Below are 14,668 nucleotides of genomic sequence, written 5' to 3'. Positions count from 1 at the left end.
TATGAACTTCATACGCTGCTTTTGTTAGTATAACCAGTTTATTTCACAATATTTCACGTTCCGAAGCAGAAGCTCTACAAAACGTTCGACGAATACAGACAGGAAAACAAAGGAAATCATATAGTAAAGAGGAAGGAGGTGTCAAAGCATGGCAAAACGTGTCCGTTCCAGTCCGCGAACATCCTCGGTAATTCTTTCTGTCAGCATCATCAGTGTTTCAATTATCGGCGGCATCGTACTGTTTCCGATTTTGGGAATCGGCAGTATTCTGCTGGTGGCAGTCGTTATATTCCTGCTGAGCCGCAATCAGAATCCACGGTGCTGATTAGCTTTGCTTATGAACGCGTGCATGAGTTGTAAGGAAGCTGTTTTGTATAGCGCATGATCTGTGTTGTTTAAAAAGGGCAGGCTCTCGCCTGTCCCTTATGCTTCTCTTAGCAGATACACCTGGTGATCCTGGTCATAAAAGCTGAACATCCTTCCGTAGGGGTACTTCTGAATGTCATCCACAATGACACCGTTGCTTAGTAAACGGCGATGCTCCTCTTCAATGTCCGCACAGGTAAACATAACAGACGGATGTGCTGTAGATACCTGCGGATTGGCTTTTTCCATACGGGAGCGTTCAAACAGGACAATCGTTGTCTGTGCATGATAATCCGGTGCTGTTTCCAGCCATGTCATGCCGGGTCCCATCAGCTGTTCCTCACGGATGACAAAGCCCATATTCTCTGTCCAAAACTTTTTTGCTTCTGCACTGTTTTTTACATACACGGTTATTTTTGCTATATTGGAAATCATGGTTATCCCTCCGCTGTTAGTATGCACACACTTCTTTTTCTCCATACGGTCTATGGCTTTGTACTCTCCAAAAACCAGCGTGTGCGTTCAAAATACAAATCCCGCTTCTGTCCCTGAATCACGCATTCATAGCAAAGACCGCAGCCACCTACTGAGGAGGCTTTATTGCGAATTTGCAGCACCCTGTCAATTTCATACTTTATTCCGTTGTCCCAAAGCACTGCAACCGGCTTTAATACTTCATTCTTTCCCATAACAGTCAGCACATCCACATATTTCTTATATAAGCGCTGTCTTGGCTCATGCAGCTTCTGCATAGGCTACCTCAAAAGAAACCGACCGGATGCACGACATGATCCTCTTTGGGATTGAAATCCGTCAGATGTCTGTCCTTCAGCAGAGAGCAGCGCTGTATTTTGGAAAACCCGAAGCGATCCCGTATGGCATCCATTGTTTCCTCCAGCATCCGCTGCCGGTGCCGCTCCTCCTCACTGACAAACAGATTCAGCTGTGTCATCCCGCTATCCTTTTCAATTCCGCCAAGCGTTACCCCTATCGTGCGAAGCGGTGTGGAAAAATCATAGTTTTCTTCCAGTAAAGACAGTACCACCGGCATGATTTCAGCAGCGATATTGGTTGCCTGCGCCAGCTTTCTCTGCCTGCTGAACCACGTGAGCTCTGTGCTTCGCAGCGTAACCGAAATCACATTGCCTCGAAGTCCCTGCTCCCGAAGACGGGAGGCAACGGATTCCGCAAGTACATAATACACGATTTTCGCATCCTCAAAGCTCTTGATATCCTTAGGTGCAGTAATAGCATTTCCCACTGATTTCACCTGTTCCTGATGCGAGGATAGAGCAACCTCGGATACATCCTCTCCGTTCGCAAACCACCAGATCAGCTCTCCCACCTTTCCAAAGCGATCCTTCATCCATCCCTGAGGAAGCTGTGCCAGCTGTCCGATTGTTTCAATGGAATAGTGTGCCAGCTTATGCTTCGTCGCTCTTCCCACGTAAAACAAATCCTGTACCGGCAGGGGCCAGATTCTCTCACGATAATTTTCTCTTGTAATCTCCACCAGGCCTTTGTGTTTGTCCATATCAGATCCGATCTTCGCAAAAATCTTATTATAGCTGACGCCCATGGATACCGTCATTCCCAGCTCATGCTCAACACGGTTCTGAATTTTTCTCGCAATGCTCATCCCGCTGCCAAACAATGCGGTTGATTCACTCAAATCTATCCAGGCCTCATCCAATCCGAAGGACTCCACCTTATCCGTATATTCGCGATAAATATCCTTAACCCTTTCTGTATAATACATATACTCCTCATAATCCGGCTTCAGAATACGCAGCTGCGGACACTTTGCCAGTGCTTCCCGCAGAGATTCCCCGGTTTTAATGTGAAACGCCTTGGCCTTATCATTCTTTGCCAAGATAATTCCATGGCGTTCTTCTTCGTTTCCGCCGACTGCCATCGGGACATCCCGCAGCCCGGGATATTTCATTTCCTCAATCTGCGCATAGCAGTGATTGATGTCACTGTGTACAATAATACGGTCTTTTTTCTGCATAGGACTCACCTCACAAAACTATTATATGCATTTTGTTCCGTTTTTCAACAAATAATGGAACGTTACCAGAAATTGGCAGCTGATAAATACCGTTTTCATATAAATTTTGGATTTTTATGTTATACTATATACGGGAGGACATCTTCATGAAATTAAGTGAGCTATTAACCTACTATCGGCATCGGGACAGCCTCAGTCTGGAAAGTGTCGGGGATTTTGTCGGTGTATCAAAATCAACTGTGAAGCGCTGGGAGTCCGGAGAATCCAGCAATGTTCCACAAGCCCGGTTAGACAGACTTTCCGAGCTGTTTGGAATTGATGTACCGGCATGTCTGCAGGGACATGTTAAACCGATTCTTGGCTATGTGAAGGCCGGCTACGATCTGTTTGCGAATGAGAATCTGCTGGGATATGAAGAGGTGAGCGCAAGAGAAGCCGCACAGGGAGATTATTATCTTCGTGTACAGGGAGATTCCATGACTGGCTCCCGTATTTATGACGGTGACCTGGTGTATGTAAAAAGCTGCAGTGATGTGGAAAACGGAGACATAGCAGTTGTTTTGTTGAATCACAGCGAAGTAACTATCAAGAAAATATTAAAAAAGGAGCATACTGTTATTTTAATGGCAACAAACCCGGTAGTAGAACCAAGGGTTTTCACACAGGAGGAAATCGAAGAAGGACAACTTAAGATCATAGGTAAAGTCCTGCATTCGAAGATACGGTTCTAAAAAATCATTGTAAAAATTTGGAAATTATGTCATACTAGTGGAGTAGGTTTGTATATAATATCATACTTTTATGTATATATACATTTCTTGCACATTTGGTTAATTTTTACCTGATAAAATAAAAAAAATGGATGTTTTCGGGGCAAAAGCATCCATCTCATATAGTATAGATTTTAACACAGAGGGAGGAATTGGATTGAAAACAGATGAAATGCTGGAATATATACAGCTACATTGTAATTTGAATTATATATCCGATATACGAAATCCAATCTATCTGAAAGAATGTCTTGCTTTTCTTAACGAAATTGACAATGATGCATTTACCATACAGCAATGGCGGTATCTTTGTGAATATATCACCGGACAGGAATGCAGTTCCTCTGCTATTGATGCTATTCGAAAAATAATCAATTCCTTCTCTCACCGTGTATAAACATACAGAAAATGGCAATCCTCTAGCTACAGGAGGTCATCGTCATGTACGCAATTCGCAGTAAAAAAACAAACCGATGGTTTCACGGTATCAATGCACAGGCAGGTGCAGGAAGCTCCCTGCGCATTCAGATGGATGATATGCTGCCGGCACTGTTCCGCACCAAGGAAATGGCCAGAGTGGAGCTGCTGCTCAATCATCTCTCAACCCAGTCCTATGAAATTCTGGAAGTGAATCTGCAGGTTCTGGAGCATGTATCCTGACAGGAAATTCGCAGCAAGCGGATTTCTTTTTTCTTTCGCTTATGGTAAGCTATAAGAAGAATACAGAAGAGGTGAACAATCATGTATCGTATTATGATTATTGAAGATAACGAAAAAATTAGAAACGAGCTTTGTGATTTTCTTGGTAAAAACGGCTATGAAGCTCTGGGGCCGGATGATTTTGAGCATACCCTGGATATCATTCATAAGGAGCAGCCGGATCTGCTTTTACTGGATTTGAATCTTCCAGTTGTGGATGGTCATTTTATCTGTCGGGAGGTGCGCAAAAGCAGTGATATGCCTATTATTATTGTGACAAGCAGAGATTCCGATATGGATGAGCTGATCAGTATGAACCTGGGGGCTGATGACTTTGTGACCAAGCCCTACAATCTGCAGATTCTGCTTGCCCGCATCGCCCGGGTGCTGCAGCGCACCTATGAGCATGCCAGCAGCAATATACTGACCATTCATGATATTGCACTGGATATATCGAAAAGTACATTAACCTGGAAGGGAAACAGCATTGATCTGACCAAGAACGAATTACGGATCATGCATTGTCTGTTTCAAAATAAAAACAAGATCGTTTCCCGCAACGAGCTGATGCAGCATATGTGGGACTGTGATCTGTTTGTCGATGACAATACCCTGACCGTCAATATCAACCGGCTGCGGAAAAAGCTGGAGTATCTGCGGCTGGATGATCTGATTCAGACAAAGCGCGGTATGGGATACATCATATATGAGGACTAATGAATTTATTCGGGAAAAGCTGTATCTGATTATGATTTCCTTTCTGACAAGTATTATCACGATTCTGTTTCTATATGCCATTCAGGTTAACGGACAGGTCATTCTCATCATCTCCCTGCTGCAATGGGGGATGGTGCTTGCCTGTCTGATCATTGAATATCTGCGGCGTTCCACCTATTATCACCGCCTGGAACAGACATTGGACGGCCTGGATCAGAAATACCTGTTGACAGAAATCATTGATGAGCCGCTGTTTATGGACGGCAAAATTCTATATGAAACCCTGCGCATTGTGGATAAATCCATGGCAGATAATGTGAACCGCTATCGGATATCACAGAATGAGTACAAGGATTATATTGAAATGTGGGTTCATGAAATCAAAACACCGCTTGCTGCCAGCAAGCTGATTATCTCCAACAATCCCAGTGAAGTGACACTGAGTCTGCAGGAGGAAATTGAAAAGGTTGAGGGCTTTGTGGAACAGGCACTCTTTTATGCGCGCAGTACGAATCCTGAAAAGGATTATATTATCAAGGAGCTTTCCCTGCAGGAATGTGTATCAAAGGTCATTCGCAAGCATTCCAAGAGCTTTATTTATCAGAAAATAAAAATTCAGCTGGATGATCTGGAGTTGTCCGTTTACAGTGACAGCAAATGGCTGGAATTCATCCTCGACCAGATTATTTCCAATGCCCTGAAATATACGCCGAAGGAAGTTGGAACCATTCATATATGGACCACATCCACTGATAATATGATTTCTCTTCATATTCAGGACAACGGAAGCGGTATATCCTCCAGCGAGCTGGGCAGAATCTTTGAAAAGGGATTCACGGGAACCAATGGCAGATTGAATGAAAAAGCGACTGGCATGGGCCTGTATTTATGCAAAACACTTTGTAATAAGCTGTATCTGGGAATTCGTGCGGAAAGTGTACAGGGACAGGGAACGACAATTATCCTTGATTTCCCGATTTCCAAGCTTATGCTTCTGAAATAAAAAGACTGTATGCATTGCTCTTATTGTTGTTGATGCTGTTGAGCAGGGAATCCTCCCTGCTTTTCTTACGAAGAAGCTTACAAGTTTGTAAGTATAATGTAATCGTTATCCATGGCGCATATACCACAGCTCCTGTACAATACAGGTATACAGGAGGTGATCCCATGAAACGGATATGGGCCTATGCATTTGAAATCGGAATTGTGATGATGGGGATTCTGCTTGTCATCAATCTACTCTTTCCAACCTTTCTCAGTGAAGGAATATACAGCTGTATGCTGATTCTGTTTCTGGTAAGCGTCCTGCTGCTGAAGCTGTCCAATATCAGTGAACGTATGAAAGATAAAACAAACAGAGGAGGAATTTTATGAAAACCATATTAACTGTAGAAAATATTGAAAAGTATTACGGAAACCGAAGCAATATCACAAAGGCTGTTGACAATATCAGCTTTTCTGTAGATGAAGGTGAATTCATCGGTGTTATGGGACCCAGCGGTTCCGGTAAGACAACCCTGCTGAATTGCATTTCCACCATTGACAATGTCACCAGCGGTCACATTTATATCAATGGCAAGGATATTACAAAGCTGAAGAAAAATGATTTGAGCAGCTTCCGTCGGAAAGAGCTGGGCTTCATATTTCAGGATTTCAACCTGCTGGATACTTTGACTGCCTATGAAAATATTGCACTAGCTCTTACGATTCAGAAGATAAAGCCGTCACAGATTGGAAAACGTATTGAAAGTGTCGCAAAAAAACTGGACATAACAGATGTACTGCAGAAGTATCCGTATCAGATGTCCGGCGGTCAGAAACAGCGTGTGGCATCAGCGAGAGCATTGATTACAAATCCGAGTCTGATTCTGGCGGATGAGCCAACCGGCGCACTGGATTCCAAGTCAAGCCGCATGCTGCTGGACTCCATGGAACGTTTGAATATTGAATACAATGCAACGATTATGATGGTTACACATGATGCCTTCACTGCATCCTATGCACACCGTATCCTGTTTATAAAGGATGGTAAAATATTTAATGAGATTATCCGTGGTGAAAGCTCCCGTAAGGATTTCTTCAACCAGATCATGGAGGTTGTGACCCTGCTGGGAGGTGACACGAGCAATGTACTTTAAGCTGGCCTTGCGCAATGTCAAGAAGAGCTTCAAGGACTTCCTTGTTTACTTCCTGACATTGACCTTCTCCGTATGCCTATTTTATACGTTTAACTCCTTTCAGTCTCAACAGGCTGTCATGAAGCTGAATGAGTCGCAGCTTATGATTGTAGACCAGCTGACGCTGCTCATGCGCCTGGTTTCAATCTTTGTAGCAGTAGTTCTTGCATTTTTAATTTTATATGCAAATAACTTTCTGATTCGGAGACGAAAAAAAGAGCTTGGACTTTATACAATGCTGGGAATGCCAAGAGGGAAAATTTCCAGAGTTCTGGTATATGAGACTCTGACCATCGGTATCATCTCTCTCCTATCCGGAATGGTTCTTGGATTGATCGTCTCACAGGTGCTGACTGCCGTGACGGCAAATTTGTTTGCTGTACCACTAGATTATCACTTCGTCTTCTCCCCTTCAGCAACGATCATGACCGTATTCTCCTTCTCTATGATCTTCTTTATCACGATGATATTCAACACTATGGTCTTGAACCGCTATAAGCTGATTGACCTGCTGAATGCAGACCGAAGAAATGATGAATTGAAAATCAAGAAGGTCTGGATGTCATTGCTGCTATTTCTAATATCCATTGCATGTCTGGGCTGGGCTTACCATCAGGCACTTGATAATGGCATCATGGCATTTAATTCCCTTGGAATCATTATACTCGTTGGAAGCATCGGTACTGTACTATTCTTTCTATCTCTGGCTGGCTTCCTGCTTACCGTTGTAAAATCAAGCAAGGGTATTTATTTTAAAAATCTGAATTGCTTCATTCTGCGGCAGATTAATTCCAACATCAATACCAACTTCATCTCAATGAGCATTGTGTGTATTATGCTGCTATTAAGTATTGGTGCATTATCCACCGGGTTAAGCTTGAATAACACAATGAATAAATCTATTAAAAATAATACTCCGTATGATTATACAATCGTTGCGGAATATGGTTACTATCAGAATGGTACAAAAAAGAACGATGGAGACCTTCTTCTTCAGGATGCAATACCACGCTTACAGATTGATCCTTCCTATATTAAATCACAAAGCATCCTGACTACCTACACATCAGAATTAAAGGTTAATGATAAAAACCTCATGGACCATATATCGGACAAGACAAGCCGTCTGTTGCTAGAGGATAATGGTAAGGAATCCGTAATTGCAGTACCGCTGTCTTCATATAACACTGTTAGAAAGCGCCTTGGCTACGAACCTGTTAAGCTAAAGAATAACGAGTTATATCTCTATACTTCTGTTGAAACGTTATCTCCGGCGGTAAATGATATTCTGGATGCAAAGCCCGAAGTAACCGTCTTCCATAAAAAGGCTCGTGTTGTCAATGATTCCTATGAAACAATCTCCTTAGGAACAAACAGCAGTATGAATGGCTATATGCTTGCCGTGGTTGTACCAGATGCTCTCATACCAAAGAATGCGGAAATCAATGAGATATACTGGAATATTGATCTTTCAAGCAAAACCAGCTGTGAAAAGTTTGATAAATACTTTGATCAGCAACGATCTAAATTATATGAAGAATCATCTGGTGAAGATGTATTCCCTGCATTTATGCGCTCTTCCAAGCAGGATGTTTATGATATGAATAAGGGAATGGCTGTAACCTTTACGTACATTGGAATTTATCTGGGAACTGTCTTTATGATTGCGAGTGCAGTAATTCTTGCCTTGCAGCAGTTATCTCAGGCCAATGATAATAAAAAACGCTATCTGATTTTGAGCAAGATCGGTACAGAACAGCGAATGATCAATCGCTCTATACTACTGCAAATCGCCATTTACTTTATGATGCCGCTGGCACTTGCCATAGTGCATAGTGTTGTAGGAATCAAAATGGTGAACACTCTAGTAACAATGTTTGGCCGTGGAGATATTATGATGTCCTCCTTCTTCACTGCTGCCATCATCCTGGTCATCTACGGCTCGTATTTTCTGGTCACGTACGCCGGCTATAAAAATATATTAAAGTCTTAGCAAAAAGCTCTGCCACAATAAGCAGAGCTTTTCTATACTCACATACTCCATCACAAATAGGAAGCACTCTATAAATTTCATTATAACCTAAGAATGATCTAACTCTCTTCATCATCATGTCCTGCATGTTACGTAAATCAAGCAATATCAAATGATTCAGATTTTATTAGGCGTAGAATCGTCTATAAGATACAGAATATGCTTTTTCAGATTTATTCGGATGTTGATATGCGAATGGCATTAACATATAGGGTATAGAGGGTTAGCGTAACCTCTCACTTTCATATCCAAAGGGCGATGCGAAAATACAAGAGCGACTAGCTGGTACAGTTCATCCCTAGCATTCTATGACACAGATATAAAGAATACTCACAGGCATCCTTTCAAGCTCTGCTATCTTCATCTTATAGTTACATTTCCTGAAAGAGTCCATTGTATACTGCAGCTGTAAATAAAGTATCCATAAATATGAATCCTACAGGAATTCTACAGCTTTTCACAGTGCAATCATACCTCTCATATGCAGCTTTGTATAGGAAACTGCTTAAAACGTTTGTTGCTATGGTAGCAAGTTGCATAGAAATATGTAGAGCAATGAAGGAAAGGAGTCAAGTGGATCTGCCTCTTCTTTTAGCAATGTGCTTATTTTAAATCGTTTACTACGCTATATCATATATTTACTTGAGTCTTCTAATAAGCCCGAAGCATAAATCAAGTATGACTCAGGACAGCTGTGCTACATTCTACGCGGGTTTTGTCAGTAAAAACGACCGTATAGTAAAGGCATGCTCCTCCTATTTAGGCGCCTCTATTACTCTTTCGATAGAATTGTAATAAGGAAAAGGAATCATCAGAATCGTAAAGGCTTTGTACCACCTTGATAGCTTTGCTTATAAGTAAAAAAAAGACCCATCAGATGATGAGTCAGATTACCTGGCAGCGTGCTATCTTTACTGGAGCCAGTCCAGCTATTGTCGCCGCTGATATGCTTAACTTCTGTGTTCGGGATGAGAACAGGTGTGTCCACATCGCTATCGCCACCAGATCACTTTGAGGTCTATCCCTCAAAACTGAATAACAGTTGACAGTTTCTTTTTGTACCACCTGGTACGTGTGATTAAGTCCTCGACCTATTAGTATCAGTCAACTCCATGTATCGCTACACTTCCATCTCTGACCTATCCACCTCGTCGTCTTCAAGGGGTCTTACTTCGTTATACGAATGGGAGATCTCATCTTGGAGTAGGCTTCGCGCTTAGATGCTTTCAGCGCTTATCCCTTCCCTACTTAGCTACCCAGCTATGCTCCTGGCGGAACAACTGGTGCACCAGCGGTAGGTCCATCCCGGTCCTCTCGTACTAAGGACAGCTCTCCTCAGATCTCCAACGCCCACAACAGATAGGGACCGAACTGTCTCACGACGTTCTGAACCCAGCTCGCGTACCGCTTTAATGGGCGGACAGCCCAACCCTTGGAACCGAATTCAGCTCCAGGATGCGATGAGCCGACATCGAGGTGCCAAACCTCGCCGTCGATGTGAACTCTTGGGCGAGATCAGCCTGTTATCCCCAGGGTAGCTTTTATCCGTTGAGCGACGGCCCTTCCATTCGGCACCGCCGGATCACTAATCCCGACTTTCGTCCCTGTTCGACTTGTTTGTCTCACAGTCAAGCACGCTTCTGCATTTGCACTCGTCGATTGATTTCCATCCAATCTGAGCGTACCTTTGGGCGCCTCCGTTACTCTTTAGGAGGCGACCGCCCCAGTCAAACTGCCCACCTGACACGGTCCCTCACCCAGTTCATGGGTGCAGGTTAGAACTTCAATCAAACAAGAGTGGTATCCCAACAGCGGCTCCTCGTATACTGGCGTACACGTCTCTTCGCCTCCCACCTATCCTGTACATCTTTGATCAAAATTCAATATCAGGCTACAGTAAAGCTCCATGGGGTCTTTCCGTCTAGTTGCGGGTAACCTGCATTTTCACAGGTACTAAGATTTCACCGAGTCTGCTGCCGAGACAGCGCCCAAATCGTTACGCCTTTCGTGCGGGTCAGAACTTACCTGACAAGGAATTTCGCTACCTTAGGACCGTTATAGTTACGGCCGCCGTTCACTGGGGCTTCAATTCATTGCTTCTCCTTGCGGATGACAAATCCTCTTAACCTTCCAGCACCGGGCAGGCGTCACCCCCTATACTTCGTCTTGCGACTTTGCAGAGAGCTGTGTTTTAGTTAAACAGTCGCTTGGGCCTCTTCACTGCGGCTCTCTTTTACAAGAGCACTCCTTATCGCTAACTTACGGAGTCATTTTGCCGAGTTCCTTGGCAACAGTTCTCTCGCTCACCTCAGGATTCTCTCCTTGCCCACCTGTGTCGGTTTTGGTACGGGCCGCTATGGAATCAATACTAGAAACTTTTCTTGGAAGCTGGCATCATGTGCTTCAGTACTTGCCCGGAGGCGTTCCCTTACCTGTCACATCTTACATCCCGCTGACGCATTTCACTGTCAGCCTGCTATATGCTTCGACCACAATCCATTAAGTGGCTCACACTAGCCTTCTCCGTCATTCCTTCATTTCCATCGCGGGTACAGGAATATCTGCCTGTTTTCCATCCACTACGCCTTTCGGCCTCGCGTTAGGTCCCGACTTACCCAGGGCGGACGAACCTTCCCCTGGAATCCTTGGGCTATCGGTGTGTAGGATTCTCACCTACATCTCGCTACTCACACCGGCATTCTCTCTTCCATGCTCTCCACCGCTCCTTACGGTACGGCTTCTACGTGCATGCAACGCTCCCCTACCACTCAACTCTGAAGTTGAATCCGCAGCTTCGGTAGTATGCTTAGCCCCGGTACATTTTCGGCGCAGGGTCACTCGACTAGTGAGCTGTTACGCACTCTTTGAAGGATGGCTGCTTCTGAGCCAACCTCCTAGTTGTCTGTGCATCCCCACATCCTTTTCCACTTAGCATACATTTTGGGACCTTAACTGGCGGTCTGGGCTGTTTCCCTTTTGACCATGGACCTTATCACCCACAGTCTGACTGCCGAGTACGTCTTCATGGCATTCGGAGTTTGATTATACTCAGTACCCCGGGATGGGGCCATCGTACATTCAGTGCTCTACCTCCATGCGACTCTGCCTCGACGCTAGCCCTAAAGCTATTTCGGGGAGAACCAGCTATATCCGTGTTCGATTGGAATTTCTCCCCTAGCCACAACTCATCCGCCAACTTTTCAACGGGGGTCGGTTCGGTCCTCCATTCAGTTTCACCTGAACTTCAACCTGGTCATGGCTAGATCACACGGTTTCGGGTCTACATCATCGTACTGTCGCCCTATTAAGACTCGCTTTCGCTTCGGCTCCGTATCTTCTACTTAACCTCGCACGATAACGTAACTCGCCGGTTCATTCTACAAAAGGCACGCCATCACCCTTTAACGGGCTCTGACTTCTTGTAAGCATACGGTTTCAGGTTCTATTTCACTCCGCTCCCGCGGTTCTTTTCACCTTTCCCTCACGGTACTGGTTCACTATCGGTCACTTGGGTATATTTAGCCTTGACGGATGGTCCCGCCTGCTTCCGACAAGATTTCTCGTGTCTCGCCGTACTCAGGATACCACTAGGCTTCACATTGCTTTCAGTTACGGGACTTGCACCCTCTCCGGTCGGCCTTTCAATGCCGTTCTCTTAGCCATGCTCTTGCCATTTCGTGGTCCTACAACCCCAGATCAAGATCTGGTTTGGGCTCCTCCGCGTTCGCTCGCCGCTACTTACGGAATCATTCTTATTTTCTTTTCCTCCGGATACTTAGATGTTTCAGTTCTCCGGGTACCTCCCTCATGAGCTATGTATTCACTCATGGGTGACAGCTCATTACTGCTGCCGGGTTTCCCCATTCGGATATCGACGGATCTTTGTGTACGTACCACTCCCCGTCGCGTTTCGCCGTTTGTTGCGTCCTTCTTCAGTTCCAAGTGCCTAGGCATCCACCGTACGCCCTTATTCACTTAATCACGATTAAGTTTTAAGCGTTCATTTCTTTGCTTAGGTTTTTGCTTGAGTTTTCTGTTTTGTTTAACTTTCTACTCGTGAATATCTATGTTGTTTACAACTTTCGTTATAGACCTTCATATGTCTTCTGTTATTCAGTTTTCAAAGATCGACTTCTTTTTCGTTTGGAAGATCAGTCTTCCAAAACTGAACAGGAAATGTTCGATAACTCTTTACTTCTTTTGTACTTTCTCCTTAGAAAGGAGGTGATCCATCCCCACGTTCCCGTAGGGATACCTTGTTACGACTTAACCCCAGTCATCGGTCCTACCTTCGACGGCTCACTCCTTACGGTTATGCCACCGGCTTCGGGTATTACTGACTCCCATGGTTTGACGGGCGGTGTGTACAAGGCCCGAGAACGTATTCACCGCAGCATGCTGATCTGCGATTACTAGCGATTCCGACTTCATGAAGTCGAGTTGCAGACTTCAATCCGAACTGAGACGACCTTTATGAGATTCGCTTCACATCACTGTGTCGCTGCTCTTTGTGGTCGCCATTGTAGTACGTGTGTAGCCCAGGCCATAAGGGGCATGATGATTTGACGTCATCCCCACCTTCCTCCGGTTTGTCACCGGCAGTCTCGCATGAGTCCCCAACTTGATGCTGGTAACATGCGACAAGGGTTGCGCTCGTTGCGGGACTTAACCCAACATCTCACGACACGAGCTGACGACAACCATGCACCACCTGTGTGATCCATAATTATCCCCCTATCTCTAGGGTATTTGTTTCCATGTCAAGGCCTGGTAAGGTTCTTCGCGTTGCTTCGAATTAAACCACATACTCCACCGCTTGTGCGGGCCCCCGTCAATTCCTTTGAGTTTCACACTTGCGTGCATACTCCCCAGGCGGAGAACTTATTGCGTTAACTGCAGCACTGAATTCCTCCAACACTTAGTTCTCATCGTTTACGGCGTGGACTACTAGGGTATCTAATCCTATTTGCTCCCCACGCTTTCGTGCCTCAGTGTCAGTTACAGACCAGGCGACCGCCTTCGCCACTGGTGTTCCTCCATATATCTACGCATTTTACCGCTACACATGGAATTCCATCGCCCTCTTCTGCACTCCAGCATACCAGTTTCCATAGCTTACAATGGTTGAGCCATTGCCTTTTACTACAGACTTAGTACGCCACCTACGCACCCTTTACGCCCAATGATTCCGGATAACGCTTGCCACCTACGTATTACCGCGGCTGCTGGCACGTAGTTAGCCGTGGCTTTCTGGTAAGCTACCGTCACTCCCATAGCATTTCCTCTATGAGCCGTTCTTCACTTACAACAGAGCTTTACGATCCGAAGACCTTCTTCACTCACGCGGCATTGCTCGTTCAGGGTTTCCCCCATTGACGAAAATTCCCTACTGCTGCCTCCCGTAGGAGTTTGGGCCGTGTCTCAGTCCCAATGTGGCCGTTTACCCTCTCAGGCCGGCTACGCATCATCGCCTTGGTGGGCCGTTACCTCACCAACTAGCTAATGCGCCGCAGGTCCATCCATGTTCACGCCTTGATGGGCGCTTTAATATACTGAGCATGCGCTCTGTATACCTATCCGGTTTTAGCTACCGTTTCCAGCAGTTATCCCGGACACATGGGCAGGTTACCTACGTGTTACTCACCCGTTCGCCACTAAGTCTCTTTGGAAGCAAGCTTCCTCGAAACTTCGTTCGACTTGCATGTATTAGGCATGCCGCCAGCGTTCATCCTGAGCCAGGATCAAACTCTCCATTTGATTTAGCTCTAACGCATGACTTGCGTTTGAATTTCATTTTTGTTATCGTTATACCGAGAATATTGTTTTCTCAAATAATTGACGTTTCCTGTTCAGTTTTCAAAGACCGAAATTTCTATTTCGTGCGCCGCTGTTCCTC

General features: G+C 44.9%; 12 protein-coding genes and 3 rRNA genes. 9 read left to right on the top strand and 6 right to left on the bottom strand.

Going from position 1 to position 14,668, the window contains the following annotated elements; translation table 11 throughout:
• Nucleotides 1–148 precede the first annotated feature (148 nt).
• A complete protein-coding gene (locus ACG3M1_RS02915) occupies nt 149–325 on the top strand; it encodes a hypothetical protein (RefSeq protein ID WP_002607176.1) in 177 nt (58 codons plus the stop codon).
• Nucleotides 326–423: 98 nt separating this feature from the next.
• Here ACG3M1_RS02915 and ACG3M1_RS02910 read toward each other — a convergent pair whose 3' ends face one another.
• Genes ACG3M1_RS02910 through ACG3M1_RS02900 form a run of 3 tightly spaced genes read right to left on the bottom strand, consistent with a single transcriptional unit; the run spans nt 424 to nt 2,377 of the window.
• Complete coding sequence (locus ACG3M1_RS02910) at nt 424–801, bottom strand: VOC family protein (protein ID WP_002607175.1); 378 nt, start codon at nt 799–801, stop codon at nt 424–426.
• Nucleotides 802–851: 50 nt separating this feature from the next.
• On the bottom strand, nt 852–1,118 hold the full coding sequence (locus ACG3M1_RS02905) for a hypothetical protein (protein WP_002607174.1): 267 nt from the start codon (nt 1,116–1,118) through the stop codon (nt 852–854).
• Nucleotides 1,119–1,126: 8 nt separating this feature from the next.
• Complete coding sequence (locus ACG3M1_RS02900; RefSeq protein ID WP_009270689.1) at nt 1,127–2,377, bottom strand: DNA polymerase thumb domain-containing protein; 1,251 nt, start codon at nt 2,375–2,377, stop codon at nt 1,127–1,129.
• A 146-nt stretch (nt 2,378–2,523) separates the two neighbouring features.
• Here ACG3M1_RS02900 and ACG3M1_RS02895 point away from each other — a divergent pair, with 146 nt between their 5' ends.
• The 8 genes from ACG3M1_RS02895 (at nt 2,524) to ACG3M1_RS02860 (ending at nt 8,733) form a co-directional block, all read left to right on the top strand.
• Nucleotides 2,524–3,108, top strand: coding sequence for a LexA family protein (locus tag ACG3M1_RS02895; protein ID WP_002607172.1), 585 nt, complete (start codon nt 2,524–2,526; stop codon nt 3,106–3,108).
• A gap of 196 nt (nt 3,109–3,304) precedes the next feature.
• Nucleotides 3,305–3,544: a hypothetical protein gene (locus ACG3M1_RS02890; protein WP_008818404.1), complete on the top strand. Its 240-nt coding sequence runs from the start codon at nt 3,305–3,307 to the stop codon at nt 3,542–3,544.
• A 44-nt stretch (nt 3,545–3,588) separates the two neighbouring features.
• A complete protein-coding gene (locus tag ACG3M1_RS02885; protein ID WP_002607170.1) occupies nt 3,589–3,807 on the top strand; it encodes a hypothetical protein in 219 nt (72 codons plus the stop codon).
• 81 nt (nt 3,808–3,888) lie between these two features.
• The gene (locus tag ACG3M1_RS02880) at nt 3,889–4,563 is read left to right on the top strand and encodes a response regulator transcription factor (protein ID WP_002607169.1); all 675 of its coding nucleotides are present in this window, start codon (nt 3,889–3,891) and stop codon (nt 4,561–4,563) included.
• Complete coding sequence (locus ACG3M1_RS02875; protein ID WP_002607168.1) at nt 4,553–5,566, top strand: sensor histidine kinase; 1,014 nt, start codon at nt 4,553–4,555, stop codon at nt 5,564–5,566. The genes ACG3M1_RS02880 and ACG3M1_RS02875 overlap by 11 nt, the downstream gene beginning before the upstream one ends.
• Nucleotides 5,567–5,730: 164 nt before the next feature.
• Nucleotides 5,731–5,937, top strand: a complete 207-nt coding sequence (locus ACG3M1_RS02870; RefSeq protein ID WP_002607167.1) for a hypothetical protein — start codon at nt 5,731–5,733, stop codon at nt 5,935–5,937.
• On the top strand, nt 5,934–6,701 hold the full coding sequence (locus ACG3M1_RS02865) for an ABC transporter ATP-binding protein (protein WP_217793551.1): 768 nt from the start codon (nt 5,934–5,936) through the stop codon (nt 6,699–6,701). Before ACG3M1_RS02870 ends, ACG3M1_RS02865 begins: the two co-directional genes overlap by 4 nt.
• Nucleotides 6,691–8,733, top strand: coding sequence for an ABC transporter permease (locus tag ACG3M1_RS02860; protein ID WP_009270692.1), 2,043 nt, complete (start codon nt 6,691–6,693; stop codon nt 8,731–8,733). The genes ACG3M1_RS02865 and ACG3M1_RS02860 overlap by 11 nt, the downstream gene beginning before the upstream one ends.
• Nucleotides 8,734–9,664: 931 nt before the next feature.
• On the opposite strand, the gene rrf is transcribed toward ACG3M1_RS02860, so the two are convergent.
• The 3 genes from rrf to ACG3M1_RS02845 all read right to left on the bottom strand — a co-directional run bounded on the left by rrf (nt 9,665) and on the right by ACG3M1_RS02845 (nt 14,529).
• Nucleotides 9,665–9,778: ribosomal RNA gene (gene rrf / locus ACG3M1_RS02855) — 5S ribosomal RNA — on the bottom strand.
• 68 nt (nt 9,779–9,846) lie between these two features.
• A 23S ribosomal RNA gene (locus ACG3M1_RS02850) occupies nt 9,847–12,753 on the bottom strand.
• A 236-nt stretch (nt 12,754–12,989) separates the two neighbouring features.
• Nucleotides 12,990–14,529: ribosomal RNA gene (locus ACG3M1_RS02845) — 16S ribosomal RNA — on the bottom strand.
• The 16S, 23S and 5S rRNA genes sit together here, the layout of an rRNA operon.
• Nucleotides 14,530–14,668: the final 139 nt, after the last annotated feature.

The sequence above is a fragment of the Clostridium sp. 10cd* genome, assembly GCF_044336395.1.
Classification (GTDB): domain Bacteria; phylum Bacillota_I; class Bacilli_A; order Erysipelotrichales; family Erysipelotrichaceae; genus Clostridium_AQ; species Clostridium_AQ innocuum.
Note: the sequence above shows the minus strand (reverse complement) of the source record. Positions and strands in the feature narration are given on the sequence as shown.